General features: G+C 73.3%; 34 protein-coding genes and 1 pseudogene. 28 read left to right on the forward strand and 7 right to left on the reverse strand.

Annotation, left to right across the window (positions count from 1 at the left end):
* Nucleotides 1–433, forward strand: a pseudogene (locus ACFVVA_RS36840) (hypothetical protein); the annotation flags it as partial.
* A gap of 248 nt (nt 434–681) precedes the next feature.
* Here ACFVVA_RS36840 and ACFVVA_RS36845 read toward each other — a convergent pair.
* Together ACFVVA_RS36845 and ACFVVA_RS36850 are read right to left on the reverse strand one after the other, a co-directional pair.
* Nucleotides 682–897 carry a DUF397 domain-containing protein gene (locus tag ACFVVA_RS36845; protein WP_387695059.1) on the reverse strand — a complete coding sequence of 72 codons (216 nt, stop codon included), beginning with the start codon at nt 895–897 and terminating at the stop codon, nt 682–684.
* Nucleotides 894–1,760 carry a helix-turn-helix domain-containing protein gene (locus tag ACFVVA_RS36850; RefSeq protein ID WP_387695060.1) on the reverse strand — a complete coding sequence of 289 codons (867 nt, stop codon included), beginning with the start codon at nt 1,758–1,760 and terminating at the stop codon, nt 894–896. Before ACFVVA_RS36850 ends, ACFVVA_RS36845 begins: the two co-directional genes overlap by 4 nt.
* 208 nt (nt 1,761–1,968) lie before the next feature.
* On the opposite strand from ACFVVA_RS36850, the gene ACFVVA_RS36855 reads away from it, so the two are divergent.
* The 7 genes from ACFVVA_RS36855 (at nt 1,969) to ACFVVA_RS36885 (ending at nt 5,518) form a co-directional block, all read left to right on the forward strand.
* Nucleotides 1,969–2,430, forward strand: coding sequence for an ATP-binding protein (locus ACFVVA_RS36855; RefSeq protein WP_387695061.1), 462 nt, complete (start codon nt 1,969–1,971; stop codon nt 2,428–2,430).
* A gap of 120 nt (nt 2,431–2,550) precedes the next feature.
* The gene (locus ACFVVA_RS36860) at nt 2,551–2,943 is read left to right on the forward strand and encodes a hypothetical protein (protein WP_387695062.1); all 393 of its coding nucleotides are present in this window, start codon (nt 2,551–2,553) and stop codon (nt 2,941–2,943) included.
* On the forward strand, nt 2,940–3,392 hold the full coding sequence (locus tag ACFVVA_RS36865; RefSeq protein WP_387695063.1) for a hypothetical protein: 453 nt from the start codon (nt 2,940–2,942) through the stop codon (nt 3,390–3,392). Before ACFVVA_RS36860 ends, ACFVVA_RS36865 begins: the two co-directional genes overlap by 4 nt.
* Nucleotides 3,389–4,306 carry a protein-L-isoaspartate O-methyltransferase gene (locus ACFVVA_RS36870; RefSeq protein WP_387695064.1) on the forward strand — a complete coding sequence of 306 codons (918 nt, stop codon included), beginning with the start codon at nt 3,389–3,391 and terminating at the stop codon, nt 4,304–4,306. The genes ACFVVA_RS36865 and ACFVVA_RS36870 overlap by 4 nt, the downstream gene beginning before the upstream one ends.
* Entirely contained in the window at nt 4,303–4,587 is a 285-nt protein-coding gene (locus ACFVVA_RS36875; RefSeq protein ID WP_387695065.1) for a hypothetical protein, read from the forward strand. The genes ACFVVA_RS36870 and ACFVVA_RS36875 overlap by 4 nt, the downstream gene beginning before the upstream one ends.
* Nucleotides 4,584–5,030, forward strand: a complete 447-nt coding sequence (locus ACFVVA_RS36880) for a hypothetical protein (protein ID WP_387695066.1) — start codon at nt 4,584–4,586, stop codon at nt 5,028–5,030. Before ACFVVA_RS36875 ends, ACFVVA_RS36880 begins: the two co-directional genes overlap by 4 nt.
* Entirely contained in the window at nt 5,027–5,518 is a 492-nt protein-coding gene (locus tag ACFVVA_RS36885) for a Pycsar system effector family protein (RefSeq protein WP_387695067.1), read from the forward strand. Before ACFVVA_RS36880 ends, ACFVVA_RS36885 begins: the two co-directional genes overlap by 4 nt.
* A gap of 232 nt (nt 5,519–5,750) precedes the next feature.
* Here ACFVVA_RS36885 and ACFVVA_RS36890 read toward each other — a convergent pair whose 3' ends face one another.
* The 4 genes from ACFVVA_RS36890 to ACFVVA_RS36905 form a co-directional block, all read right to left on the reverse strand.
* On the reverse strand, nt 5,751–6,287 hold the full coding sequence (locus tag ACFVVA_RS36890; protein ID WP_387695068.1) for a hypothetical protein: 537 nt from the start codon (nt 6,285–6,287) through the stop codon (nt 5,751–5,753).
* Nucleotides 6,288–6,309: 22 nt separating this feature from the next.
* Nucleotides 6,310–7,731 (reverse strand): exonuclease domain-containing protein, encoded by a 1,422-nt coding sequence (locus ACFVVA_RS36895; RefSeq protein WP_387695069.1) that lies wholly within the window; start codon nt 7,729–7,731, stop codon nt 6,310–6,312.
* A gap of 143 nt (nt 7,732–7,874) precedes the next feature.
* Nucleotides 7,875–8,468 (reverse strand): hypothetical protein, encoded by a 594-nt coding sequence (locus ACFVVA_RS36900; protein ID WP_387695070.1) that lies wholly within the window; start codon nt 8,466–8,468, stop codon nt 7,875–7,877.
* Between the two features lie 46 nt (nt 8,469–8,514).
* On the reverse strand, nt 8,515–8,811 hold the full coding sequence (locus ACFVVA_RS36905; protein WP_387695071.1) for a hypothetical protein: 297 nt from the start codon (nt 8,809–8,811) through the stop codon (nt 8,515–8,517).
* Between the two features lie 187 nt (nt 8,812–8,998).
* Between ACFVVA_RS36905 and ACFVVA_RS36910 the strand changes: the two genes are divergently transcribed.
* The gene (locus ACFVVA_RS36910; RefSeq protein ID WP_387695072.1) at nt 8,999–9,352 is read left to right on the forward strand and encodes a hypothetical protein; all 354 of its coding nucleotides are present in this window, start codon (nt 8,999–9,001) and stop codon (nt 9,350–9,352) included.
* 171 nt (nt 9,353–9,523) lie between these two features.
* Here ACFVVA_RS36910 and ACFVVA_RS36915 read toward each other — a convergent pair whose 3' ends face one another.
* The gene (locus tag ACFVVA_RS36915) at nt 9,524–9,937 is read right to left on the reverse strand and encodes a hypothetical protein (protein WP_387695074.1); all 414 of its coding nucleotides are present in this window, start codon (nt 9,935–9,937) and stop codon (nt 9,524–9,526) included.
* 536 nt (nt 9,938–10,473) lie between these two features.
* Here ACFVVA_RS36915 and ACFVVA_RS36920 point away from each other — a divergent pair.
* The 19 genes from ACFVVA_RS36920 to ACFVVA_RS37010 all read left to right on the forward strand — a co-directional run bounded on the left by ACFVVA_RS36920 (nt 10,474) and on the right by ACFVVA_RS37010 (nt 26,645).
* A complete protein-coding gene (locus ACFVVA_RS36920) occupies nt 10,474–12,204 on the forward strand; it encodes a ParB N-terminal domain-containing protein (protein WP_387695076.1) in 1,731 nt (576 codons plus the stop codon).
* 54 nt (nt 12,205–12,258) lie between these two features.
* Entirely contained in the window at nt 12,259–12,405 is a 147-nt protein-coding gene (locus ACFVVA_RS36925) for a hypothetical protein (RefSeq protein ID WP_387695077.1), read from the forward strand.
* A 130-nt stretch (nt 12,406–12,535) separates the two neighbouring features.
* A complete protein-coding gene (locus tag ACFVVA_RS36930) occupies nt 12,536–12,823 on the forward strand; it encodes a hypothetical protein (protein ID WP_387695078.1) in 288 nt (95 codons plus the stop codon).
* A gap of 94 nt (nt 12,824–12,917) precedes the next feature.
* Nucleotides 12,918–13,286 carry a hypothetical protein gene (locus tag ACFVVA_RS36935; RefSeq protein WP_387695079.1) on the forward strand — a complete coding sequence of 123 codons (369 nt, stop codon included), beginning with the start codon at nt 12,918–12,920 and terminating at the stop codon, nt 13,284–13,286.
* Between the two features lie 14 nt (nt 13,287–13,300).
* Nucleotides 13,301–13,510 (forward strand): hypothetical protein, encoded by a 210-nt coding sequence (locus ACFVVA_RS36940; protein WP_387695080.1) that lies wholly within the window; start codon nt 13,301–13,303, stop codon nt 13,508–13,510.
* 88 nt (nt 13,511–13,598) lie between these two features.
* Entirely contained in the window at nt 13,599–14,294 is a 696-nt protein-coding gene (locus ACFVVA_RS36945) for a hypothetical protein (RefSeq protein ID WP_387695081.1), read from the forward strand.
* Nucleotides 14,295–14,517: 223 nt separating this feature from the next.
* The gene (locus ACFVVA_RS36950) at nt 14,518–15,252 is read left to right on the forward strand and encodes a hypothetical protein (protein WP_387695082.1); all 735 of its coding nucleotides are present in this window, start codon (nt 14,518–14,520) and stop codon (nt 15,250–15,252) included.
* An 88-nt stretch (nt 15,253–15,340) separates the two neighbouring features.
* Nucleotides 15,341–15,691 (forward strand): hypothetical protein, encoded by a 351-nt coding sequence (locus ACFVVA_RS36955; RefSeq protein ID WP_387695083.1) that lies wholly within the window; start codon nt 15,341–15,343, stop codon nt 15,689–15,691.
* Between the two features lie 147 nt (nt 15,692–15,838).
* Nucleotides 15,839–16,588 (forward strand): hypothetical protein, encoded by a 750-nt coding sequence (locus ACFVVA_RS36960; RefSeq protein ID WP_387695084.1) that lies wholly within the window; start codon nt 15,839–15,841, stop codon nt 16,586–16,588.
* Between the two features lie 657 nt (nt 16,589–17,245).
* Nucleotides 17,246–18,295, forward strand: a complete 1,050-nt coding sequence (locus tag ACFVVA_RS36965; RefSeq protein ID WP_387695085.1) for a hypothetical protein — start codon at nt 17,246–17,248, stop codon at nt 18,293–18,295.
* 104 nt (nt 18,296–18,399) lie between these two features.
* Nucleotides 18,400–18,711: a hypothetical protein gene (locus ACFVVA_RS36970; protein WP_387695086.1), complete on the forward strand. Its 312-nt coding sequence runs from the start codon at nt 18,400–18,402 to the stop codon at nt 18,709–18,711.
* 217 nt (nt 18,712–18,928) lie between these two features.
* Nucleotides 18,929–19,678: a hypothetical protein gene (locus tag ACFVVA_RS36975; RefSeq protein WP_387695087.1), complete on the forward strand. Its 750-nt coding sequence runs from the start codon at nt 18,929–18,931 to the stop codon at nt 19,676–19,678.
* Nucleotides 19,679–19,861: 183 nt separating this feature from the next.
* Nucleotides 19,862–20,590 carry a hypothetical protein gene (locus ACFVVA_RS36980; RefSeq protein ID WP_387695088.1) on the forward strand — a complete coding sequence of 243 codons (729 nt, stop codon included), beginning with the start codon at nt 19,862–19,864 and terminating at the stop codon, nt 20,588–20,590.
* Between the two features lie 221 nt (nt 20,591–20,811).
* Nucleotides 20,812–21,492 carry a hypothetical protein gene (locus ACFVVA_RS36985; protein ID WP_387695089.1) on the forward strand — a complete coding sequence of 227 codons (681 nt, stop codon included), beginning with the start codon at nt 20,812–20,814 and terminating at the stop codon, nt 21,490–21,492.
* A gap of 279 nt (nt 21,493–21,771) precedes the next feature.
* The gene (locus tag ACFVVA_RS36990; RefSeq protein WP_387695090.1) at nt 21,772–21,939 is read left to right on the forward strand and encodes a hypothetical protein; all 168 of its coding nucleotides are present in this window, start codon (nt 21,772–21,774) and stop codon (nt 21,937–21,939) included.
* Nucleotides 21,940–22,017: 78 nt separating this feature from the next.
* A complete protein-coding gene (locus ACFVVA_RS36995; protein WP_387695091.1) occupies nt 22,018–24,066 on the forward strand; it encodes a hypothetical protein in 2,049 nt (682 codons plus the stop codon).
* Nucleotides 24,067–24,236: 170 nt separating this feature from the next.
* On the forward strand, nt 24,237–24,551 hold the full coding sequence (locus ACFVVA_RS37000) for a DUF6211 family protein (protein WP_387695092.1): 315 nt from the start codon (nt 24,237–24,239) through the stop codon (nt 24,549–24,551).
* A complete protein-coding gene (locus ACFVVA_RS37005; protein WP_387695093.1) occupies nt 24,539–25,420 on the forward strand; it encodes a hypothetical protein in 882 nt (293 codons plus the stop codon). Before ACFVVA_RS37000 ends, ACFVVA_RS37005 begins: the two co-directional genes overlap by 13 nt.
* Nucleotides 25,421–25,463: 43 nt before the next feature.
* Nucleotides 25,464–26,645 carry a hypothetical protein gene (locus ACFVVA_RS37010; protein ID WP_387695094.1) on the forward strand — a complete coding sequence of 394 codons (1,182 nt, stop codon included), beginning with the start codon at nt 25,464–25,466 and terminating at the stop codon, nt 26,643–26,645.
* The last annotated feature ends 343 nt before the right edge of the window (nt 26,646–26,988 follow it).

Genomic DNA, 26,988 nt, shown 5'->3' on the forward strand with positions numbered 1-26,988 from the left:
GGCGGAGGCGAACGGCGGCAGGGCCGCAGCGCTGCAGCTCGCCGAGCAGGCCCAGCAGACGGCCGCCGGCATTGCCGCCGAGGCCGCGGCCGAGCTTGCCCAGGTCGAGCAGGGCCGTGCTGCTGCCGTCGAAGAGGGCAAGGCCCACCAGGCCGCGGCCGAGCAGGCCCACGCGGAGCTCGTTGCAGCCCGACGGCCGGTCGAGGCCGCAGTGGTCAGCGCCTTGAATACCCGGCTTGCCCAGATGCAGCACACGGCCAGCAAGCCGGTGCCGGTTGAGGAACTGGTGGACGCTCAGGCACCCCCGGCAAGGAAGCGGACCAGGACCACCGCGCCGGCGAAGCCGCCGACCGCCGCTGCCAAGAAGACGACCGCCAAGAAGACCGCCACGAAGCGGACCAGTACGCCGAGGAGCGGTCGAGCAGCTGAGTAAACCGGGAGAGGAGCTGGTGCATACCTCCGGTAACTGGATCAGCACTGAGGCTGACCCCGGCCAGGGGCTGGCCTCAGTGCTTTAGGTTGCGGAGGCTGGCGCTGCCACTGTCGCTGAGCACCAAGCCACCGCCGAGTAGACCCGGCAGGAGCGCGCCGAGCGCGCGACGGCGGTAGCAGCACGTCGCAGGTGAAACACGGATGGGGTGGGGATGCCGTCGCATCCCCACCCCATCCGTCAGCTTCTGATCAAACCTCAACCTCGAAGCTCTCGACCTCTTCCAGGAATGCGCCCCACGCCTCAGCAGAGAACAGCAGAGCCGGGCCCTCCGGATCCTTCGAATCACGAACCGCCCGCAGCCCGACGGACACAGTCGCCACTTCCACGCAATTGTTATTGTTGCCGGAATAGCTCGACTTGTGCCACGCCAAGCCGGCGGCTGATGCGGACTGAATAAACTTCACTGTTGCACCATTTCTGTCATTGCCATAGAAATCACACGACGGGATTCATCAACACCACACGCTGCCAAATTTAGCCGCCGGAAGAGTCGCGTATAGGTTTCCACATCGTCGGGCTCTTCGTAGTAGGCCGTGCTGGTGTTTGAATCCGTGTACACCACGTCAGACTCGCCCGGGTTCGGGAAACTCATGATGACAAACGGGCCGTACAGGCACGCGTTTATCGGGTCGTCTCCCCTGAGTACCTGCAGCTCAATATTGGGCTCCAGGCTCGCCGCGAGCAGGAATTCCAGCTGTGCATGCATCGTCTCTGCCGTCCCCACCCGCGTGCGCAGGACGGACTCCGCGACGACAACCCACAACTGCAGTGGAACCGCTCTGGCCAGCAGCTTTCGGCGCTCCGCGCGAACCTGAACCTGTGTTTGCACGTCGTCATCCGATGCGTCTGGCACCTGCAACCGAATCAGCGCCTCGGTGTACGCCGGCGTCTGCAGCAGGCCCGGGATCAGATTCGTCTCGACGTTGTAAATGTCCGAGGCATCCTGTTCGAGCGCGCCGTACGCCGCGTACGCGGAATCGACCCTGCTGCCGTAGCGGGTCCACCACCCCTTTTGGTTACCGACCTTCGCCAGCGCCTCCAGCTCGGTCCGCTTGCCCTCATCCGTGACGCCGTAGAGGTCCAGGAGGATTCGGAGATCGACCGACCTGATTCCTGACTGTGCGTTCTCCAGCCTGGTCATCTTCGAGCTGTTGCAACCCAATGCGGTGGCCGCGTCAGAGTGCTTGAGGCCGGCGGCCACCCGAAGTTCTCTCAAGGCGCGGGCAAGCCGTCTCTGACGAATCGTCGGGTTCGGGTTGATCGGCACAGGCTGCCTCCGCATGGCTGGTGAGGCCCAGTCTGCCCGGTACCGGACAGTGGGCACAACGAGCGTATGGAGTCTTCAGAGTAGGGACTTGACACCGTAGTGCATGCAGGGTGCAGAGTATGTACCGTCACAACGTCCTGTGACCAAGACCTCACGGCGTGCTGATCTTGATGGCACGTCAGATCCCTGATTTGCGCAGGGGGCTCTCATGTCGCATGTCCTGCACCATCGCGCCCGCTACCAACTCCACCTGTCTGCGGTCAAGACCGCCCGTCGCGGGGCCAGGGACCTCGCACAGGACTGGGGGCTCGACAATCCGTACGACCTGCTGCTGACCGTTTCCGAGTTGGTCGGCAACGCGGTGCAGCACGCGGGCACCCCGGACCGCGGGCAGGTCACCGTGGCCTACACGCTCAGCGCCAGGCGCCTCCGCGTCGAGGTCCGCGACCCGAGCGACGAGGCCCCCGTGCAGCACGAGGACCCGGCGGACCCCGAGCGCGAGCACGGCCGAGGTCTCGCAATCGTCGACGCCCTGACCCGCCGATGGGGCGTCGAACCCCAGGTCATCGGCAAGATCGTGTGGGTCGAGTTCTGCATCACCGACCTGCGCACGTCGCCGCCCCCACCCCGGGCCGGGCATCTCTCCGGACCGCCGGACCGGCGCGGCTGAGCCCCGTACTCAGCCCCGGTCCGGCCAACTGCGGCGCGTCCCCCTCGCGCCGCCGGCCGCCCCGTCGCCCGTGTCCACAACACCGCGACGGGGCGGCCCCCCAAACCGCCAGGAGCCCCCATGCTGCAGCTTTTACACCCGCTCCCCCCGGCCTCCCGGCCGGCCCCGCCGCTGTCCACCGTGGTGGACGGCCCGTACGAGTGCACCGTTGACGAGCACGGCACCCACCCCACCCCCACCCTGCTGAGCCGCACCCGCGCACAGACCAGCTGGCTCGCCGCGTGGTGGCTGCAGATCCAGGCCCGGCAACTGGCGGCCCAACTGCCGCCCGCACTGGCCGCGCCGGTCCTGACCTGGCTGGCCGACGAGGACGAGCAGGACCACGTCCGCCGCCTGCTCGCCGTCCACGAGCCCTACACCCTGACCGTGACCGGCGTCGGCGCCGAACACCGGCTGGCCGTGACGCTCTGGCAGCCCCGCGGCGAGGTCACCGTGGAGGTGCAGCGCAGGTGAGCACCCTGACCGCCCCGCCCCCGGTCACCCACCCGATGCCGTGGCCGCTGGAGATGCAACAGACCCTCTACCCGCCGGCCGTGCCCGGCGGCATCACGCTCTGCTTCACCCGCCGCCGCCAGGACGGGCACGCGATCGAGACCGAGCAGTGCCCCCCGGTGCGGACCCCCGGCCAGGCCATGCGGGCGATGCGACGCGTGACGCAGGCCTACGGCATGGTGATGGCACCCCGCAGCCAGGCCGCCGTCCGGCGGTGGGCCGCCGACATGAGAGAGCTGCACACCGCCCTGGCCGAACTGTCCAACTCCCACCCATACCACCGGAGTTGGATACTGCGTAACGGGGACGTGATCACCGTGGCGCTGGTGCCCGCGGCCGCCGCCCGCACCCAACGAGCCCACCCCACAGCCGAGTTCACCCCCCAGCACGGAGAGGACGACCCCCGATGACGTCCAAGAAGGACCACGCCCAGGCCGCGGAGGCGCCCACCGAGCTCCCCGAGGCCCTGGCGGCCGTCGTCCGCCCCGGGGACCGGGTCCTGCAGATCGGCCCCGGGACCAGCGCAATCGGGCTCGCCGAGCGAACCCGCCGGCCGGTCACCAGCGTGCACCGCACGCCGGCCGACGCCGACGCCGTCCGCGCGCCCCTCGGCCCGCGCGCGGTGGACGCCCAGGTGGGTGACCTGTTCGAGGGCCGGCCCGACGCAGCCCCCTACGATCTGATCGTCGTGACCGCAGGCGTGCGCGGTCTCTCCCCCAGGTGGCTGGACCAGCTCGCCCCCGGCGGCGCGGTCGTAGCACCCGTCGCCCTCGGCGGCCTCCACCCGTGGCTGCTGATCGGCCCGCACGCCGGCGACGGCCTGCTGTACGGGCGCGTGCTGGCCGTCGACCCGCCGGACGCCGGCCCGCCACCGGCCGACGGACGGCTGTACGAGACGTGGCCGGCCGCCACCGACGACGAGCCCCCGGTCACCGAAACGGCGCCGCCCCGGTGGCTGAGGCCGCTGCCGCCCCGCTTCCGCCCCGAGCGCTACGGAGACCTGTGGGCATGGCTGGCCGGGCAGGACGACCGGATCACCGCCGCCACGGTCACCGGCACCGCGTACGTGCCGGGGTGTGCGCTGGTGGTCGGCACCAGCGCGGTGCACGTGAGGCCGACCGGCCTGTGGGTCACCGACACCGAGGCCGTGACGCTGACCGTGGCCGAGATCGTGGCGGAGCACGTGCAGCGGTGGCTGATCCAGGACCAGCCGGCCATCACCGAGATGACGTGCCGCGTCGACCGCCCGCCCACCGCCCGCGCGGACGATCTGCTGGTGGCCGCGGGCTGGACGACCAGCCGGCCGGTCGACCTGCCCCGGTGAACACTGCCCGGACGTGGTGGACCGCCACCTGCTCGCACCTGCTGCTGAGCCGGCCGGGCCGCCTGGTCTACGACCCGCTCCGGACCGCGGCCTGGCGGTGGCACTACTACGGCGACCCCATCCGGGCCATGGGCCGGATCGAGGAGCACGCCGCCCGCCGGGCCCGGGGCATCCCCCACCAGCACCACCCCGCCGGCCACCGCCGGACCCCTCTGTGCCAGGTCTGCGAACCCCGAGAAGAACACCAACGCGACAACTCCAATGAAAGGAAACGAAGTTGAGCGAGACCGCGCCTGCGTCGCTGCCCGACGTGGTACAGATCCGGGCCTCCGACCCGGTGCCCCGGACCCCCGTGGCACGCGCGCTGCAGACCGACGTCACCCACGCGGTCGGCGCCCTCAGAGCGATGCGGGATCCGGACGGGCCCGACGACGGGGCGGACGTGGCCGTGGTCGTCTACACGGCCGTGGTCTGCACCGGGGCGACCCCGGCGACGGCACTGCAGGCCGCCGCGGACTGGACGCTGCAGGCGCCCCACGCCGAGGTGCACAGCCTCAGCCTGGCACGCGTCCCCGGCCACCGCGAGGACGTCGCGGAGTTCTGCGTCACCCTGACCGTCAGTTTCCCGGACGAACAGACCGGGGAGTACACCGGCGACACCCACCACGCAGCCGGCCCCATGGCACACGTCGTCGTCAGCGGCATCGGCGAGGAACCCCAATGACCCCACCCCCACCCCCTCCCGGCGCGGAGCTCGAAGAGCCCACCGCCGAGCAGTGCGAGCAGTACGCCCGGAAACTGGCGCTGGTCTCGACCGAGCTCCAGCGCGCCGACAGCAAGGCGGCCGCCCTGCTGGCCTCCCTCGCGCTGCCGCTCGGCATTCTGATCGTCGCCCTGCCCTCTCACAATCCGGGACCGGTGACCATCACCCTGGTGGTGCTCGGTGGACTTGCCAGCGGGACGGCCGCCCTGCTCGCCCTCCAGGTCCTCCGCCCCCACCTCCCCGACGACACCCGCGGCAACTGGGTCTACTGGGCCAAATGCACCCCGTCACAGGTGCACGCCGACCTCACCACCGGCCACCCGGCCAAGCACGTCATCGACCTGTCCCAACTCACCCGCACCAAATTCCGGCGGTTGCGGGCGGCCGTGGACGCCGCCGCCATCGGGTTCATCGCCCTGATCGCAGCTCTAGTAGCCGTTTTCGTCTGACAGCACGTGCCGGTGGGCCGGCCCCGGATCCGGGGCCGGCCCACCGGCACGTCCGAAGCCCCCGCCGACACCCGCCGGACGATCCCTCTGCAGCGCCGACGCCCCCTGCCCGTCCCGCTCGACACCTCCCCACCCCCCCGGCCTGGCTCGCGCGCTGACACCTCGCAGGACCGCCCCCTTCAGTGGAAGTCCGGGACAATGTCCCGGACTTCCACCGAAACACCCGGGCCGGTCAGCGGGCGCCACCCGGCGGCAGAGCCCGCCGACCACCACCGGCAACCCGCCCTGACCGGGCAGCACGCGCCCCACCGTCCGCCCGCTCCGCCCGCACCCACACCCGCCCCGGGCCGCCCACCGCCGAGTCGCCGACGGCCGACCCGGCCGCCAGCGACACGGTGAAGACGACCCGGCCCCCGCCCCCCCGGTGCGTCAGCCACGCGCTGTCGTGCACCACCAGGTCCGGGCAAGCCCGCAGCGCCGGCAGCACCAGCGCCAGGACCCGCTCCACCCGCTCCACGCTGTCGTCCATCAGCCGAACCTGCACCGGCGGCAGCAGATCCGCCCGCGCGCCCCGCGCCACCAGGTCGACGGCGCCCGCCGACCCGCCGACGACCCGCCCGGCCACCGGCGACACGTCGAGGACCGCCCGGCCCCCGCCCCCGCGGTGGGTCAGCCACGTGGCGCCGCTCACCACCAGGTCCGGGCAGGCCTGCAACGCCGGCAGCACCAGCGCCAGGACCCGCTCCACCCGCTCCGCGCTGTCACACATCAACCGCGCCTGCATCGCCTGATCACACCCTCTCGTCCACGGTCCCATGGGCCATCTCCTCAAGGCGCCGGGTCACCGCCAGGCAGTCCCCCAACGCCCGGTGACCACCGTTCAGCCGCTGCCACCGATACGTGCCGTCGTACCGCTCCTCCCCCACCCAGTCCGAGTACGGCAACATCACGTCCTCCCACGACGCCGCCCCCATCCACGCCTCAACCCGCGCCGAAGCCTCCGCCAACGCCCGCTCCCGCAAACCCTCCGGCACCTCCCCCGCCGCGAACACCCCGTCCGCAGCCTCCCGCGCCACCTGATCCAGGAAATACAGCCCCAGCTCGTGCCGCAGCAGCCCGACGTCGTAGGACCTGTTGAAGATCAGAATCCGGCGCCCGGCGACGACCCGGCCCAACCGCTCGACCAGGTCCCCGAAGGCCGGCGCCCCCGCCACCATCACGTCGTTGATCCCGTGGACCCGCTCGGCATCCGACGGAATCGGCACCCCCGGATCCACCAGCGAATCCAGCAGCACCTCCCGGCCCACCACCGACACCACCGCCAGGTCCACGATCCGGGCATCCGACCCCAGCCCCGTCGACTCGCAATCCAGCACCGCACACCGCGGATCAGCCAGCACACCGGCCGCCCACGCCTCCAACCCCTCCACCTCCCGCAACCGGGCCCGCAGGCGCTCCTGCTCCCGCTCCTCCCGCCGCGCGTCCTCCTCAGCCCACCGAGCCCTCAGCTCCGCGTCCTGCACCGCCCGCTCGGCCTCCCGCCGTTCACCACACGGCGCACACACCCGCGGCTGCCAGTACGCGCCCAGACCGTGGGCCCGCAACCACGCCCGCGCCTCCCGCAGCGTCACCAGCCGCACGCCGCACCCCCCGTTGCACACCACCACCCGCTCCAGCCACCGCGCCTCTTCCTCCCGCCGCTTCGCCGCCGCCGCCCTCCGGCACTCCGCGCACAACCGCCGCGACCAGTGCCGCTCCCGCACCGACGGGAACGGCCGGCCCTTGCGCCGCTGCCGCCGGCACCCCTCACACGTCCGCACCCGCAACCGCCGCGCCGACTCCTCCGCCCGCCGCCGGCACCCATCACACCGGCCACCCCGAACAATCGACTCCCCAACCACCGAGCACACCGGACACGTCCGCCGGGCCTCCATCTCCGCTTTCAACCGCGACGGCAGCGGCCGCATCCGCACCGCCCCCGCCGGGTCGAACAACGCCCGCTGCTCGTACCGGTGCCCGCCCTGACCCGCGTAGAACTGCGTCACCACGTACGCCACCGGCACCTGACCCGGCGCCGGCTTCAACCGCCGCTGCCGCCCCAACTGCGTCTTCGTCCGCAACCCCGCCGGCGCCCGCCCCGAGTCGAACACCGGCACCCCACCGTCAAACCGCAACGGCTCACCCCGCGGCACCAGACCATCGCCACTCACCATGAACCCCTTTCCACGGGCAAATTCGACACGTCATAAATAGCGCGAAAAAGCCCCCGATGCAAGCAATGCCGGAAAGTCGAACCAAAAATCGAAACGTACCCTTCCAGAATTTGCCGACCAGCCGGTGACTTAATGGAGATCCATTAAATAGGCTCCACCGGCTCGCCGCTCGCACCCCGCGGATACCGGTCCAGGGCCTCCCGCACGATCCGGGCCGGCGAGACCAGCAGCTCGACCAGGCGCTCACGCTCCCCCCACAGATCCTCCGGCGTCTCCACCGCCAGGCGGATGCCCAACCGCTCCAACTCCCGGAACGGCTCCTCGCTCACCCGCCACGACGCCGTCCGCAGCTGAACCGCCAGGTCAAGCGGCAAACTGTAGTTCCGCTGCCGCAGATTGCCGATGGCCGGCCCCGGCCACCTCCCCGACAGCCGCATCTGCAGTTCCTCCTCCTCCGTCAGCGGCTCCCACGGCCCCGCCAGGTCCTCCTCCCCCAGCCGCCGACGCAGCGAGGCCGCCACCAACCGCTCCACCGGAGGCCACCAGTCCGCCTGAACCCGCGCCACCTCCAACCGCGCCTCCCGCCGACCCATCCCCTCGCTTTCCAAATCCAGCACGTACGCCGCTTTCTCGGCCCGATTCCGCTTCTCAAGAAACGCCAGACGACCAGCCTGAGCGACCGTAATGCACACCGTCACCTTTGCCTTCTCCACCATTTCCTCCAAACGTTCAATCAATGGAGATCCATTAAATCCCCGGCTCCGCCGCCGACTGAGCCGACAGTCAGTTCACCCCCGGCGCCGGCCGTTCGGCCGCCGCCCGCGCCACCGCCTCCAGGACCCGCTCCCACACCTCACGGTCGCTGTCCACCTCGCACGCCACCCACAGTTTCGCCGCAGCCATCCGGGCGGCATCCGCCCACAGCCCCGACGCCCGCCCACTGGTCGCAGCCGCGGCCCGCTCCAACAACGGCACCAGGTCCAGCAGGACCAGGTCCTCCCCGGAGACCGGAGTCAGCCACCCCCCGCCCGCCGCCTGCAACCGGGCCAGCAGACCGGGAACGAACCGCTCGACGTGCACAACTCCCAGCCTACAGACCGAGAAATCCGTGGACGTTCAACGCGCGGGACCCTCAGCCGTACCCTGACGTCACACCCGGCCCCGCACCAGGGAGACAGTCCGATGCCAGCACTGCCGTCCGAACCACCGCCCTACATGGAGGCCCTGGCCGTGTGGGGGCTGGGCCGTCCAGCACGGCGGCATCCCGTTGACCTACGCCGCCGACGTCCTTGCCGAGCACCCGCTCTTCGCCGAGGCCACCCCGCCGGCCAGCCGCACCACCCGCTACCGCTGGGCCATCGGCCACCTCACGGCATGGGAGGACGCCGTGGTCGAGATGGACTGGCCCGGTGATAACGCGATCGACCAGGAGCAGTGGCACCGCACCCCCGACTGGCGGCTCCTCGACTACATGGCCGGCCGCGCCGACCGTGAGGCCATCGCGTTGCCCGCCAGCGACGACACCAGCGAGGTGATGCGCGCCTACCTCAACCACCGCATCGCCCAGTGCCAAGCCCAGCAGCAAGACCCTGACCAGCCGACCGACGGGAGCCGGCCGTAACCGATCAGGGTCCCGCACACGGCCGCCCCCACTGCTCGGGGGCGGCCGTCGCACCGCGCGGCCCGGACCCCTCCGCAGGGGCCGGCTTCCCTCAGGGCCGGTGGAACTTCCATATCATGCAAGATCCGTTGCGCGTTAGAGCCTGAACCAAGCCCTCCGGCTTCCGCGACCTCAGCGCGCGATCACGTCCTGACAGGCCCACCGGCCCTCAGCACCGTCCATCGTCACGCACACCGTCTCACTGGACCGGTTCGCGCTCTCCCGCAGCGGACGCCAGGTAGCCACCAGTGCGTCACCCTCCCGGTGGGCCTGCTGAGTCCCCATGTACTCCTCCGACCCCTCCCGCATGTGAGCCGTCGCCGACTGCGCACCCTTCGGAGGATTCGTCCACCGCGCCACGACCTCCCGCAGAATCACCCCCTCACCATGAATCTCGATACACACCTTCGGCCCGCTCCAGTGGTGCGTGCACGCGTCGGAGGAACGCACCGCAGCCGACGCCGGCGGAGCCGCCACAACCACCAGCAGCACCGCACCCACAACCGCCGCACCCCGGCGGACCACACCAGTCAGATTTTTTGCCATACCAGCCCAACCCCCCGACCCCCGCCGGGGACACGGCCCCCCGCGGCGGGCCGCGGGGCCGGCACCCTCCGGGGGCCCTCCGGGGGGCGCCAAGGCGGCCGAGGGAGCCCCGCCCGGGCGCCGTCCGGGGCCCGGATCCGTGCCGGGCCTGCAGCGGGGTGGGTGGTTGCTGTCCCGGGTGGTCGGCACGCTCCCCCGCCGCTCAGGGACGCCGGAGGCAACCACCGAACCCCCGGGCCGTCAACCCGGGGAAAAGCACCCCGGGTTGACGGCCCGGGGCCCCGGCGGTAGGGACAGGCCCGCCCGAGCGACGGGGGAGCCCACCGACCACCAACCAGCCACCTGCCGAAGGCCGAACCGTCGGCCAACCCGCCGTCCGACCAGCCAAAACACCACCCCCGACACACCAAGATCAATTGGACTCCCCACCCCAAAGCGTGCTTTAATTGAGGTGTCAGGTCGGGGGAGGGCAACCCCCCGATCCGGCCCCGGAGCCAACCGGCCCGAGGAACTCCACCAGCACCACGAGGCGCCACGTGAACACCACGAAGACCACCGCCCGCAAGAAGGCCAGCCCGGCCCGCACCACCCGCAAGAAGACCGCCCCCGAGCAGGCCCCCGCCGTCGAGCAGGCCCCCGCCGTCGAGCAGGCCCCCGCCGTCGAGCAGGCCGACGTCCCCAGCCCTTGGCCGACCCTGCCCGTTGCCGAGCTGCTCGCGCACCCGGTCAACCGGCTCGGTGCCGCCGATCCCGAGCTCACCGCCGACATCGCCGAGCACGGCATCCAGGACCCCCTCCACATCACCCGCCGCTCCGACGGCGTGTTCCGCGTCCAGGACGGCCTCCGGCGACTTGCCGCCGCCCAGGCCGCCGGGCTGGAGAGCGTCCCCTACTCCCCGCTCCCCCAGATCCGCGTCAGCGCACTGACCGCCCACGCCGACAACCTGCGCGAGAACCTGCGACTGACCGAGGCGTTCGTGGGCAGCATCGCCGAGCGTGGCGTGGACATCGCGCTCATCATCGTTCCGGGTGAGGACGGCAGCCTGGTCGTGGTCGACGGCCACCGCCGACTCGGGGGCGCCGTCGAGGCCGGTCGTACCCACGTGCCCTACCAGCTCACCGAGCAGGACGCCGCCGCGCAGGTGCTCACCATGCTGAGTACCGCCGTTCACCGCGAGCCCCTCACCAAGAACGAGCAGATGGAAGGGCTGTTTGCCCTCGCTGACCTCGGTGTGGCCGTCGAAGTGGTGGCCGCAGCGTCGGGCCGCACCCAGAAAGAGATCCGCGCCACCGCCGAGGCCTACCGGTCCGCGCCTGTCCAGAGCCTGCGCAAGGCCGCCCCGGGCCTCACCCTGACCCTGGACCAGATGGCCGAGCTCGGCGAGCTGGACAGCGAGTACGAGCGGGCCGCCATCCAGGACATCACCCAGCGCGGCCAGGACAACCCCAACGACATCACGTGGATGATCAAGCGCGCCAAGAACCGCCAGAGCGCCGACCGCTCCGCCGCCGAGCACCGCGCGACGCTGGAGGCCGCCAACGCCCGCATCCGCGACGAGGACGAGCGGCCCGAGAAGTCCGCGCGCCTGCACTGCCTGCGCGACGCGAAGGGCAAGTCGTTCAGCAACGAGTGGCACGCCACCCACTGCCGGGGTGCGCTGTGGATCAGGTTCGGAGAGAACGACGGCTACACCCAGCTCTGCGCGAACCCCGACCTCTACGGGCACCGCATCGTCCAGCCCAACGAGGGCAGGCCCCGCCGCACCGCCGCCGAGAACGCCGCCCTCAAGAGCGGCAACAGCGACTGGCAGGCCGCCACCGACACCCGCCGAGCCTGGCTGACCGACTACCTCGCCAAGGGCCGCAAGTACACCGCCGCCGACGTGCGCGCGATGCAGCAGGCCCTCACGACCGCCATGCTCACCACCTGCCCCAGCATCAGTGGCCGGTTCGGCGACCACCGCACCCGCCCCGTGCTCTGCGAAATCCTCGGCCTCAAGCTCGCCACCGACTACGACCCCGCCGCGCTGATGAAGCGTGCCAGCGCCGCCCGCATGCTCGCTCTCTCCCTCGCCCCCGTCCTCGCCTGCGGGGAGATGGACTCCACCAAGGAGGCGTGGCGCACCGACGGCACCGGCGGCACCGAGGATGCCGAGGGCAGCCGCCGCGCCAAGGCCCGCGCCCACCTCGCCCTCCTCGCCCTGCTCGGCTACAAGCCGACCCCCATCGAGCGCGCCGTCATCCAGGGCAAGCCCTACAAGCGCTGACCACCCCGGGGCGGGCACCCGCCCGCCCCGGCCCCACCCGACACGGAGAACCCCATGGACTGCACCACCTGCGAAGACGGCCGCTACCGCTGCCCCCGCGACGACGGCCGACCCGGCTGCGGCTACGTCACCGAGGCCGAGAGCGCCGCCCAGCGCGAGGCCTACGACCCCGACGAATACCCCTCCGACGCGGCGTGGTGACCCGCGAACCGATTGGACCCAGCACCAAAAACGTGCTTTAATTGAGGGGTCAAGGCGGGGAGGGCAACCCCCGCCGAGACCCCCGGGCCGACCGGCCCGAAGGACCCAACTCCACCACCAGGAGCCAGAGTTGAACGCCAACGCCTACAGGCTGTGCGCCCCCGCCGCCGCCGGTCTCGACCTTGTCGATCTGCTGATGTCCGGCCAGATCACCGCGATCTCCTCCGGGCCCACCGGCTGGACCGCCACCCGCACCCCCGGCGGCCCCGCCCGCCCGTTCAGCACCCCCGAGCACGTGCGCGCCTACGCCGACCACACCCGCTACCAGGCCGCCGCCGCCACCGCCGAGCCCGAGCGCATCATCCGCCAGCGCGCGGCCGCCAGCGTCTCCCGACTCGCCGACCGGCTCACCGCCTGACCGGCCACCACCCCGCAGCCCGGCGGGACGCGGAGGGCAACCCGTCCCCGCCGGGCCCCACTCCACCACCACAACCCCCGAGGACCCGAGCCGCATGAGCACCACCCGCACCAAGAAGCCGACCGACCCCGGATGCTGCGTCGCCGCCCCGGCCACCGCCACCCCCACCCAGATCACGGATCTCCTCCAGGCCCGCTCCATCGCCCAGCACCTGCCCGCCCTCGGCATCATCGGGGACCGCATCGCCGCCGCCGTCGATGCGGACGCCCGGGCCGCCGTCGTGCGCGTCGACTCCCGCCACGGCCTGTTCGGGCTGATCATCCCGCCCGTCGGCCGGGCGTTCCCGGTCATGCACAACGCCCGCCGGATCGGAGCCCTGAACGTGCGCCGCATCCCCGCCAACAGCGACTCCAGCATCGCGACCCACCTCGCGGCGTTCCTGCGCGACCGCGCCGCGCTCTGAGAGGAGAAGACACCGTGACCACCGCCCGTTTCGCCCCCACCATCCCGATCGAGATCTCCGCCGCCGGTTACGAGGCGTGGAAAGCCGGGCGCGAGTTCATCAAGCTGCTCGACCTCCACGGCCGCCGCGCCGAGCCCACCGCGCTTGCCGAGGCCTACCGCGACGCCGCCGAGACCGCGTTCGAGGACGTGATCTCTGCCGTCCAGCCCCGCCCGGCCGACTGACCGGCCGCCACCCCGCAGCCCGGCGGGACGCGGAGGGCAACCCGCCCCCGCCGGGCCCCACTCCACCACCACAACCCGAGGACCAACCGTGTTCACCATCACCACCCCCGCCGCCGACCGACTCGACGTCATCGAGGCTCTGCGCGTCGTGTGCGCGCTGTACACCGTGCGCGCGCACTTCCAGCCCGTCAGCAGGGCGTGGGAGGAGCGCCCGCCCACCGCCCACGAGGCGGAGGCCTACCTGCACGGCTACGACCGGCCGCAGCTGAGGGCCGAGATCGACGGCGTGCACGACGCCGCCGACCAGGCCGAGAACGCCCTCCAGTGGTGCTTGAACGGCGCCCGCAGCACCGACACGTTCCGGCGCCGCCTGGCCGCCGTCGCCCGCCAGCCCCTCGCCCCGTGGACCGCGCTCCCGCTCCTCGCGTCCGTCCCGGCCGCCATGGAGCGCGCCCGCGCCGCCGCCGAGACCCGCGAGGCCGCCCGCCGCTCCCGCCACCTCGGCGTGATCGGCCAGCGCCTCACCGGCCTCACCCTCCGTGTGGTCCGCACCGTCCGCCAGGAGCCCCGCCGGTACGCCTACCACGTCCAGCCCCGCACCTGGATCCTCCTGCGCGATCCGGCCACGCTCGACACCCTCACCTGGACCAGCACCAGCGCCCAACTGCCCGCCGTCGGCCGCGCCGTCACCCTGTCCGGCAAGGTCACCGCGCACAGCCGCTACGGATTCACGCTGCAGACCGATCTGACCAACTGCCGCTGGAAGTACACCACCGGCAGCTGACCGCCCCGCCGGTCCCCGGGCACCACCGCCCGGGGACCGGCCCCCGGCCCCGGGCGGCAGGCCGCGCCGAGGCGGCATCGAGCCGCCCGACCCGGGACTGACGCGCCGCCGGCCGACCGCCCCCACCTACCGCACCACCCGAAACCCGCGCGGAGGGCAACCCGCGCGCCCCCGGCCCCGACCACGGGCCCGGCACCACCAACACCGAAGGACACCACCACCCATGGCCAACACGATCGAGACCGCCCGAGCCCTCGCCGTCGTCCTCACCCGCACCGGCATCCCCGCCCAGGCCGTCCGACTTCCCCGCGAGTGGTTCGCCGCCCGCATCCACCTCACCATCGGCGGCGAGGCCCACACCCTCTACCTTGAGCCGCTCGACCGCACCGTGGTCTGGCAGCTGCACAGCGAGAGCGAGCGCGCGTTCACCGGCTACGGCACCTGGACCAGCGCGCCCAGCCGGTGGCGCGGCCCCCACCGCCACACGGTCCGCCACCTGCGCACCTGGCTCCGGCGGAACGCCGCCACCCTCGGCCACCCCACCCCGCCGGTGCCGTCGATCGAGAGCCTGATCGACCGCGAGGCCGGGCTGTGGGAGGCGCCGTACGGCGAGGTCACCGCCGCCGTCGCCGAGTCCATCACCACCGGCGCCCTCACCCTCACCGACGACACCGCCGCCATGGTCGACGCCCTCGCCGCCCTCCACCCCGAACTCACCGACGAGTACGGACTGACGGGCCCCGACGGATGGACCGCAGGGATCAACAACCTCCGGGCCCTCGCCAACGGATGGATCGCCGACCTCGCGTCCGACGAGGACCAGAGCGCCTACGACGCGCCGTGCTACGTGGACGTGCAGTACACCAGCCCCGACGACGTCCAGCGCCTGCGGGACGCGTTCGGCGGCGACGTGCTCGCCGCCGCCCGCGCCTACCTCGCCCACACCATCACCTACTGACCAGCCCACCGGCCGCCGCGCGGGCAGGGCAACCCCCGCGCGGCCCCCGGCCCAGCCGGCCACCCCGCCAACACCCGGGAGCACCACCGTGACCACCGCCGCCGCGCCGACCACCGGCACCATCGTCCGCTGCCCCCGCTACCCCCTCACCGGCCAGCGCACCCCCCACCACGCCCACGCCGTCGTGCTCGACTCCAGCCCCACCGGCACCTACCGCGTCTGGTACTACCGCACCGGCCCCGCCACGCTCGGCGGCCCCGACTCCACCATCTCCACCGTCCACCACCGCCAGACCACCACGCTCCACACCCTCGCCGACACCTCCGACCGCACGCTCCGCACCCTCGCCACCGGCACCCGCACCTGCCCCTACACCCACACCCTCCGGCAGGCCATCACGGCCGAACTCCACCGGCGCACCGCCCGCACCACCGACTGACCCACCCCACCGGCCGCCGCGCGACGCCCAAGCCGAGCGGCGGCCGGACCACCCGACCAGCCACGACCCGGGGGAGGGCAACCCCCCGACCCGACCCGGGAGCCAGCCGGCCCCCGGGCGCACTCCACCAGCACGAGAGGCAACCCCATGACCACCATGACCACCTGGACCCCCGGCGACCCGCTCGCCGACGTCGTCAAAACCGCCCTGTACGAGCGCGACATCGATCACGAGAGCCACGGCCGCCCCGGGAACGAGTACCTCGTCATCCCCGTCGGCGACGGCCCCGGCGAGATCACCGCCGCCGACGCCGACAGCGAGCTCAGCGGCACCATCGCCACGTACACCGGCATGCACGCCTACTACCACCCCACCGGCCACCGCTCCGGCGACGACGGCGTGCCCATCTTCCGCTCCGCCGACCTCGGCGCCGCCCTCGGCCCCGCCGTCTTCGCCGCCGAACTCCCCGTCCTGCTCTCCGCCGTCACCACGGTCGTCGCCCTGGTCGGCTCCGGCGACCGGGCCCGCCGCCACCTCGCCGCCCAGGCCGCCGAGCGCTTCCACCACACCCCGCCCCCCGCCACCCACCGCCACCGCCGCGCCGCCGACGGCACCACCACCCTCACCGTCACCACCACCGCCGTCATGGACGCCGAAGCCATCGCCGCCAAGCTGTACGCCGCCTACTCCAAGCCCTTCGAGAGCGGGGACCCGCTGCCCGCCGTCCTCACCCTCGCCGACCTCATGCAGACACTCGCCGACGAGGCGGCCGGATGCGCCGACGGCTGGCACCACTGGCAGGCCGAGCCCGGCCGGGAGGCCTACGACACCGTCGGCCCGTGGGCCGAGCAGCAGGTCCGCCGCCTGCTCCCCCACCTCACCTGGCCCCAGGACTGACCCTCCCACCCCTCACCGGGGCCGCACGCAGGGCAACCCCCGGCGGCGGCCCCGGACCCAGCCGGCCGACCCCCCCACCGCCCCGAGCCAGATCCGCCCCTCGGCGCGACGCCCGCTCCGGCCACCCACCCGTTCCCCGCCCCGGGGCCGCCGGCCACGGCTGCCGAGGGAGCGTCAGCAGCCGTCAAAACATGCCTCCGGCGGGCCACCTCCGGGGAACCGGGGGCCCGGTGCGCGGGTGCGGCGTGCGTCGGGGCGGAGGCGCGGACCTCACGGCGGGGGCTCCCCAGCGGACGGCACCGGAGGCCAGCACACCGCCACCAGGGGCGCCAGGGCCAAGCGCAAGCGTGCCGGAGGCAGCCCTGGCGCCCCCGGCGACGGCGCGCTCTGGGGCAAGCCCTGCCGCCCACCGGGGAGCCCCCACCGAGGCCCCCGCCCTGATGTCACGGACGATGGCAGGCCGACCGCACACCAGCCAACCCCCCAACCAAACACCCCACCTGACCAGCCAAAACACCACCCCGACACGCCAAGATCAATTGGACTCCCCACCAAAAGCATGCTTTAATTGAGGTGTCAGGTCGGGGGAGGGCAACCCCCCGACCGGCCCCGGGCCAACAGCCCGAGGAACTCCACCAGCACCACGAGGAGCAGGACATGGCCAGCGAAACCCCCGCCACCGCAGTCCGCATCACCAAGATCGCCGAGGCCAACGGCTGGACCGTCGGCCACGCCGACGACCTGGACGAGGGCTGCAAGCGGATTCACATCATCCACGCCACGCGCGGCACCGACCAGTTCGACATCGTGTGGTACGTGCGCGGTGACCGCCGCTGGGCCCCCTCCACCGTGAGCGCCCGAATCGGCCGCACCACCGAGACCCTCACCCTCAAGCGCCTCACCGAGGTGATCCAGGAGGAGGCCACCGAGGACCAGACCCCCCTCCCGAGCCGCCCCGCCCACATCGGCCGGTGCGACGCCGCCGAGCAGGCCCACGGCCAGGCGCCCGCCGCCGCCATCGGCGTCCGCCTCTACTACGTCTACGACGGCACCCCGGCCGAGACGGCCGGGATCTGCGCGCAGTGCGCCGCCGTCCGCGCCCACCGCCCCGTCGCCGACTTCCCCGCGTGGGCGCTGACCGTCGAGGACCGGCAGGCCGTCGTCGACACCCTCGCCGAGCACATCCAGGACGCCCGCCGGTACGCCGCTTGGGAGTGGGCCAGCGACGTGACCAACAACAGTGACCAGGAGGACCCCTACGACGTCGACCCCGACTTCGACGAGTGGTACGCGCACACCGACCACATCAACCCCGCCACCGCGTACGCCCGCTGGCGCGAGGAGCAGGGCCGCCCCCTCACCGCCGACGAGTACCCCGTCATCGGCCTCACCGCCCCCGCCGAGCCCCGGACCGAGGAGCCCGCCGACGACATCGACATCCCCTTCACCGTCCCCACCACCACCCGTGTCGCCGCCGCGTGGGCCAAGGGCCTGTGCATGTACGCCCGTGTCGCCGCCGGGATGTGGGAGTACACCGTCAGGGGCGAGCTGTACAGCATCACCCACGAGGGCCCCTACAACTACACCACCCGCCACGCCACCCCGAGCGGCATGGTCGTCATCCCCAACGGCGGTGGCTGGGCGAGCATGCACGCCGCCGCCTGTGCCGCCCGCACCCACGCCACCCGCGCGGTGACCGGCAGCTGACCGGCCGCCGGGCCCCGGGCGGTGGCGCCCGGGGCCCGGCCCCAAGACCCCGCGCGCGGAGGGCAACCCGCGCGCCCGCCTCCACCAACCCGAAGGACAGCGCGATGACCACGACCCCCGCCGAGGCCGGGCACCTGATCACGGCCGCCGCAGCCGCGAGCTGGACGACCCTCGTCACGGCCACCGCCGCCCCCGACGGCCGCACCCGGCACTACCGCCTCCAGGCCGCCAACAACGCCTACGACCTGAGCACCGGCGCGTGGCTCTGCGTCGACTGGCACACCACCGGCGCAGGCCCGTGGACGCTGGACCACAGGCCGCCGTACCTCATGATCGACGGCGAGCAGGTCCACGACCCGGATCTCCCCCGCCTCACCCGGGCCATGGAGCAGTTCCCCGGCCAGCCCGGCAGCTGACCGGCCGCCGGTCCCCGGGCATCACCGCCCGGGGACCGGCCCCCGGCCCCGGACGGCAGGCCGGGCCGGGACGGCATCGAGCCGCCCCGACCCGGGACTGACGCTCCCCCGGCCGACCGCCCCCACCTACCGCACCACCCGAAACCCGCGCGGAGGGCAACCCGCGCGACCCCGGCCCCACCGGGCCGAACTCCACCAGCGAGAGGACCAACCGACCATGACCAGCACCATCACCGCCCCCGAGGAGAGCGCCGCGCGAGCCCTCGCGACCGCGCTCACCCACCACGGCATCCCCGCCCGCCCGGTCACCATGCAGCACACCACGCTGACCGCAATCGAGATCACGACGGAGGGCGCCTACGAGGTGCTGGCGCTGCAGAGCCTGTCCGGCGCCGTCCGCTGGACCGCACTCAGCGCCTACGGCGACATCACCGGACAGGGCGAATGGGCGGCCCCCACCTACGGCGCGCCACTGGTCGGCACCTGGCTCCACCACCACCGCGTCGCCACCCGCCTCCGGCGCGAACTCGCGCGCTGGAACGCCGTCCCCGGCCGCCCCGGCCCCGGGACGATTCAGGACCTCCTCGGCGAGGAGGTCAGCACCTGGCCCGAGTGGCACACCACCCTCACCCACCACTACGCCGAGGCCATCGCGGACGGCCGGGCCGACGACGCCAGCACCCCCGGAGACCTGGCCGCCCTGTACCCCGAGCTGAGCCGCCGCTACGACCTCGCGGCCGAGGGCGGATGGGACGTCGCCATCCAACTCCTCCGATGGCTGGCCGACGGCCAGGTGGTCGAGGACCACGAGGACCACCAGGACGACGAGCCCGCCGCTCTCGTGCTCGGCGTCCGCCTCGCCCACTGGTACGGACCCGGGGCCGTCGACCGGCTGAGGGACGCGTTCGGTAGCGATCTCCAGGCCACCGCCCGCACCTTCCTGGCCTGCAGCCCGCTCCGCCAGTAGCCCGACCCCGGGCCGCGCGGGAGGGCAACCCGCGCGGCCCGGCGGGCGCCCGGCCCGGGCCCTCGCGCCCGCAGCCGACCGGCCCCCACCCACCGCACCACCCACACCCGCGCGGAGGGCAACCCGCGCGACCCCGGCCCCGACCACGGAGCCCGGCCCCACCAACACCACCCAGGAGCACCCGTGCAGACCACCTACCGCGTCGGCATCCGCGTCACCCACGACGCCGCCCCCGACCACGGCACGATCCGGCTGATCACCCCCGCCGACGACGGCACGATCCGGCTGCACGTCGAGTTCGACCGCGCCCAGGGCCGCACCGAGTCGCGCGAGGCCGACGAACTCACCCCGGTCATCGGCGCCGAGACCCGCCAGGCCGTGCCCGACCTCGCACCGGGCGTCCGCGTCCAGCGCACCATCAGCTACCGGACGCCCTACGGCAGCTGCAACCCCCGCACCATCATCGAGCGCGGCACCTACGTGGGGCGCCCCCGGGGCGGAGCAGACCACGCCGTCCAGTGGGACGCGTCGGCCCGCCCCGAGCTCACCTGCGGCGAGCCCGAGTTCCACCCCGTCGACCCGAACCACCTCCAGATCGAGCGCGACGAATGGCGGTACGCGATCGGCGACCGCGTCGACGTCCCCGACTACCGGGGCGCCACCACCGTGCGCGCGGGCCGCGTGCTGGAATTCCGCCGCCACGGCGACCAGCGCCAGGCCCGGGTCCGGCTGGACGGCGCCACCTGCGAGCCCGTGAACCCGTGGCGTGACGTCCTGGACCTCCACCCGATGCACGGCCACCAGCTCTCCATCGAGTACTTCCGCCGCCGTGCCGCCGGACAGAGCCGCAGGCAGGCCGGACAGGTCTACTACGGCGACCACCACGCCCCGGACGTCCAGCCCGGCAGCTGACCGCCCCGCCGGTCCCCGGGCACCACCGCCCGGGGACCGGCCCCCAGGCCCCGGACGGCAGGCCGCGCCGAGGCGGCATCGAGCCGCCCCGACCCGGGACTGACGCGCCGCCGGCCGACCGCCCCCACCTACCGCACCACCCGAAACCCGCGCGGAGGGCAACCCGCGCGACCCCGGCCCCGACCACGGGCCCGGCACCACCAACACCGAAGGACACCACCGTGACCACCCACAGCGTCGGCGCCCGCGTCACCCTCACCCACCCCACCGGCGGCACCCACCACGGAACCGTCCGGCTCGCCCCCCTCAACGACCCGACCAACCCCCACCCCACCTACCAGGTCGAGTGGGACATCTCCCAGGGCCTCACCCACCCCTGCTCGCCGTACGCCCTCGCCCCTGCCCCCGCCCGACCCCAGCTCCAGGCCCTGCCCGAGCTCCAGCCCCACGTCCGGGTCGAGCACACCGGCCCGCACAGCCCCGTCCGGCGCGGCACCTGCACCGGCCACGACGGCGCCACCCGGTACACCGTCCTGTGGGACGGCACCACCCAGCCGCAGACCGAGGCCGCCGCCGACCTGATCGCCGTCGACCCCAACGTCCTGCACGCCGAGCGCTGCCAGGGCGGCGGCTTCGCCGTCGGCGACCGCGCCGAGACCATCCGGCGGTTCGACACCGTCGCGAGCGGCACCGTCATGGAGACCCGCCGGTTCGCCCGCCGTTCCTACGCGCGGGTGCGCTGGGCCGACACCCAGCTCGACCGCTGGCACACCGTCTCCGACCTCTTCCCGCTCCACGGCGCCCACCTCGCCATCGAGTACGCCCACCGCCGCACCCACGGCCAGACCCACGCCCAGGCCACCAGCGTCTACCACGGCGACCACCGCCCCGCCGTCGGCTGACCGCCCGCCGGCGCCCGCCGCGGCGGGCGCCGGCAGCCGGCCGCGGCCGCCGACCAGTCGACGCCCCTCCGGGGCGGCCCCCTCGACTCCGGCGCGTTCACCGCCCGGGGCCGTGGCCGGCCCCGGCCGGGCGCCGGAGCCGGTACCCGCCCGCCCCCCGCCTACCGCCTACCGACCTACCGCACCACCCCGGCCCAGCCCCTCACCGGGCCCCGCCGCACCCCCCGGGCGAGGCAACCGCCCGCACTCCACCAGCACCGCCACCAGCGAGGAACCCCCATGCCCGAGCACACCGACGACCACAACGACCGCGCCATCCCGCAGTTCGCCGCCACCATCCCCGGCCAGCGCCGCGGCAGCACCCGCACCGGCGGCGGCCGCCCCTTCGGCCCGCGCCCCGGTACCGCCCCCATCCCCCGCCCGCGCACCGCCAGCAACGGCCAGTAGCCCCTACCCCCCCGACCCCGCCGGAGCCCGGCGCGCGCACTGCGCCGGGCCCCGCCCCTCACCACCAGGACCGCCACCGTGTTCAACCTCCCGCCGCTGTGCCAGGCCGTCGACCCCGACCAGCCCCACCTCCTCACCACCGCCACCTGCCGCGCCGACGCCACCCACCGCGTCGTCGGCTACCGCCTCACCACCCCCGACCTCGCCGCCGGCCACCACCAACTCGCGTGCGCCGCCCACGCCCAGGCCCTCGCCGCCCAGTGGACCGAGCACGGCGTCCGCACCACCCGCGGCCGCCGCCCCGACCCCGTCATCGCCCGCACCTGGCCCTACCGCCCCGCCGCCCTCTACCCGACCACCCTCCAACCGCAGTTCGGCGACCTCCCCGCCTACATCCCCCAGCCCCCGACCACCCCGCCGAAGCCCGCACCCCGCCCGCGCCGCCGAGCCCAGCCCCGGCAACAGGCCCTGTGGACCGCCGTCCCCGACGCCGGCACCGCCCCGGCCGCCGACACCCACGCCGACCCGGACGGCGACGTTCTGGTGGTGCCCGGCTTCGTGCGCGCCGTCCCCGCGGCCGCCGACACCGCCGACACCGCCCCCCGGCGCCGTTGGCACATCCAGTGCCGCCGCACCGGCCACGGCGACGGCGAGTGCACCGACCCCGCCGCCGACGGCGGATGGCGCACCGTGCGCACGGTCGACGGCGACGACGACACCGCCGCCTACTGGGCGCTCGACCACGCCCAGCACCACCTCCCCTACAACAACCTCGTCACCGTCTCCGAGCTCGCCGCCGCCCGCGCGGCCGGCCTCTCCGCCGCCCAGGCCGAAATCCTCGGCGCGGCCGCCCGCGGCGAGCTGACCGAGGACCTCAACGGCTACTACACCCCCGACGCCGGCAACTGGCACCCGAAGTCGTACGGCGCCCGGCGGGTGCGGACCTTCATCGCGCTCGGCCACCTCCACTGGACCCCCGACAGCACCGGCTACCGCCGCACCCTCCCCCTCACCCCCACCGGCCGAACCCTCCTCACCAGGTGGGTGCACGCCCGCCGGTGCGAGCTCATCACCCCCGCCGACGCCGACGCCGAGCACCACGTCACCGACCAGCAGCGCGAGCAGCACCTGATGCTGCGGGACGAGTTCCCCGCCGAGCGCGCGGCCGCCAACGAGCGCGCGAAGGCCGGCCGGCCCGAGCGGCGCCCCGTCGTCCACGCGGACGGCTGGTTCCGGCCCTACGGCGCCACCACCGACACCGAACAGGACCGCATCGTCCACTACGGCCCCCACCTCTACCGCCTGCACCGCCCCGCCGAGGACCAGCCCGCCGAACTGTTCCGCACCGACGGCGGGCCGGCCCTCGCCACCGGCCTGCAGTGGTGGCACCAGATCGAGCAGGCCGTCACCGCCCACGCCGAGGCCGGCGGCGACGGCGGCCGCGACCAGCTCGGCCCCCGCCCCGCGATTCCGTGGGGACTCGTGATCCCCTGCCCGGTGACGATCCACCAGGTCGGCCACCGCTGGCGCGAGGTCGAGTGCACGGACTGCGCGCGCTGGACCGACCCTGAGGACCGCGCGCCCGGCCTCGGCGAGCACGACAGCGAACCCGCCGCCCACCAGGCCGCCATCCAGCACGCCCGCCACCACGAGCAGGTGATCCGCACCGAGATGGAGAGGATGCACCGGGAGGAGGCCAGGGCCGCACTCGGCCCCCACTTCACCGGCGAGCTGTACGCCCTGCTCGCCGCCGCCGTCGACCGCGTCGACGGCATCACCTACGACGGCCGCACCCGCTACCGCCTCATCCCCGCGGGCACCCCCCAGACCGCCCGCCGCGCCGGCCGCCCCGTCCGCCGCGAACTCGTCACCCTGCTCCAGCGCGCCGGCTACCTCCACTACCGCCGCCCGGGCAACAACGGCCCGATCGCCCCGACCCCCGACGGCCGCGTTGCCGTCGAGGCCCTCGCCGACACCGCCCTGCCCGCCACCTGGCCCGCCCGTCGAGCCCCCGAAAAACTCCCCCACGTCCCCGACGGCTGGGCCGAAGAGCGCATCCGCCAGCAGCGACACGAGCACTGGCAGCGGCTCGAAGCCGAACGCGCCACCACCAAAAGTGTGCTTTAATTGAGGTGATTCCCTGGGGTGGTCCGTCCGGACCGTCCCCGGGACAAACACGGAGGCCCGCCGCAAGCGGCGGGCCTCCGTGAGACGGGCGGACGATAGTTGGGCAACCAGTCCGGGCCCCGTCTACTCCACCAACAGCAACGGCCGAAACCACCACTGCAGGAGACTCCATGCTAACCGACCCGTACCCCCGCGACGAACGGCCCGCGGACGTCGAGCCGACGTACAGCGATCTGGTCACCCTCACCCCGGCGGCCGCCCACGGCGCCCCCGCCGCCGATCACTACGTGATCGTCGACCTCACCGACCACCCCGACAGCGGCGTGCACACCGTCGCCGACCCCGAGGCCCGGCCGGTGATGTACGTGCTGTGGCTCCCCGAGGACCACCCCCAGCACCAGGATTGGGCGATGAGCGCCACCCGCGAGCAGATCGCCAGCGTCGTGCGTCACACCGAGGACGGGGTACAGACATGGCGACCCTGACCGCCGCGTTCCTGCCGGCGCAACGGGCCGCCCCCGAGGAGACCCGCGTGACCCCCGAACTCACCGCCGCCGACGTCCGGCTCGACCAGGCCGTGCGCCTGCTCGCCGAACACCCCGACGCCGACACCGCGGCCCTCGCCAGCACCGCGCACCAACTGCACGGCGGCGCCGAATCCACGTGGCGCCGCCTCATCACCCAGGTCCGTGCCGAGCTGACCGACCGCCACGGCCTCATCAAGGCCACCGGCCTCAGCCGCGCGACCATCGAACGTCTCTGGGCCGGCCGGGACACCAACAACCACCCGCCCGCCGTCACCGTCTGCGGCATCATGCACTGGCACCCCCGGCACTGGCAGCGGTGGTACGCCGGCATGACCGCAGACCGCACCCGTCAGCAACACGTCGACGCCGGCGGCATCAACCGCGACGGCGACCCCGACGAGCTCGTACCGTGGCGGGAACTCGGCCGCATCCTCGGCCACAAGAGCGGTACCACCGTCGCCCACTGGCGAGCAGAGCCCCCCGCCGGACCTGTCGGCAAGTTCCTGCGCGACGAAAAGCCGGACGGCGAAATCCTCTACCGCAAAGTGCTGCAGCCGGCCTACCGCCGGGCCCGGCTGTGGGACCTCGCCGCGAAGGTGCCGGTACGCGGCCGCGGCGGCGCTGGACGGGGTGCCGGACGCAAGGCCGGGGCCCACCCAATGGCCGGAGAGCTCAAACTGGACCTGGCCCGCCGCCTGATCTCCCTGCATCCCGACTGGACCACCGCCGACCTCATCCGCGCGGCCACCGCGCAGACCAAGGACAGCCCGGGACCGTCCGCCTGGCGGCTGATCTTCGACGCCGCGCGCGCCAACCCCGACGCGTGAACCCCAACACCCCGACCGCGCCACGCGACCAGGAGCATCGCCCATGACCACCAACCCGCGCGGCGGTCGCCACCTGCCGCTCGCCCCCGAACGGGTTCTCACCTGGATCGGCGACGACGCCCAGCAGCAGGGCGTGACCGCCTGGCGAGAGGGTCCCGGCCCGGGAGACGTGATCATCACCCGGCTGGCGCCGGGCTACGCGGCAGACCCCGACGCCTACCGGGCCGAGCGGGACCACCTGCTGCGACAGGTGTGGCACCACCTCCTCACCCCGGGCGTGACCGACCTGCAGGTGACCGTGCGAGGCATCGATGTGGCCAGCCCCGGCACCGAGGTGGCCACGCCGGACGACCTTCGACAGCTCAAGGCGCTACTGGTGCACCGCTTCCACAACACCGCCCCGAAGGCGAAGAAGCCGAAGCCCCTGGAGCGCCAGGAGCCGCTCCGGCTGGTGCCCATCCCGCCGCGGCACGAGATGGACCTTCCGCAGCGCAGGTCCTGGGAACGGTTCTGGGAGTACGGCTGGGAGCCGACGGAGGGTTGGCCCGGCGACCCGAAGCTCTCGTGGGAACGTCGCTGCGTGGCCTGCGGATTCGTCGTGTCCGGACCGTCCACGACCGCCGGGGTCCAGGACTGCCCGCACCCCACCCCGGACCAGGAACAGGAGATGCTGGTGACGCTCGCCGCCGCCGGCTGGGTCCTGCGTGAACCGTGGCTCGGCACGCTGACCGAGAAACGGCTCATCCAGTGCACCCGCTGCGGGGTCGAGCGGCGCCGACAGCTCAAGGGCATCCGGCCCTGCGACCAGCCGCACGAGGGGCAGGCCCTCCCGGACAGCGACCTCAAGCCGGCGGCGCCTCCGGCCCGGTGGCTGCTGCCGGTACCGGTGGCCGACGAGGACCGGCCCGAACCCCTCGCTCCCGCCCACCTCCGTCAGGCCATCGAGGGCCGCCTAGGCCGGACCGTACCGGGCCTGCACCTGGGAGAGCTGATCGGCCGCCAGGTACAGGTGACATGGTGGCCCGAGGTACACGGGCGCGAGAACGACGCGGACCGGCAGCAGCGGCGCGCCATCCTGGACGAGATCAAAGAAGTGCTGACCCACCCGAAGGGCGCCCGCCAACAGCCCCTGCACGTCGAACAGGCCGAGGTGCGGGGGTACTACCTCCTGCGGGTGCGGCGATTGACTCCCCGCGAACAGGCTGACCGGGCCGCGGCCGGCTGACCGCAGCCCAAGGCCGGCTGAACTCCACCGAGGCCGGGCCGACGACGAGAAGTCGCGCGGCCCGGCCTCGGGCCGTTCCCGGGCCCAGCGGTCGAGCCCACGGCCAACCGCCGGGACGTCAACTAGCCGCCGAAAACAGCCGTTTGCGGTTGGGTCAAGAGGGCATGCCGAACAGGCCTCACGAAGAGGTCACTTTCTCAACGAGCCCGGCAGGCCGGGGGACACGGTGGCCATCACGGCCCGCCGATAGGACAAAAGGTAAAAAGGGGTGCAATCTGGCGAGCTGTCAGCTCGAAAGCCAGAAAAAAGATCGCGCCACGCCCGGATTTTGTGCCGCACAAAC

The sequence above is a fragment of the Kitasatospora sp. NPDC058048 genome (genome assembly GCF_042885555.1).
Taxonomy (GTDB): domain Bacteria; phylum Actinomycetota; class Actinomycetes; order Streptomycetales; family Streptomycetaceae; genus Kitasatospora; species Kitasatospora lactacystinica.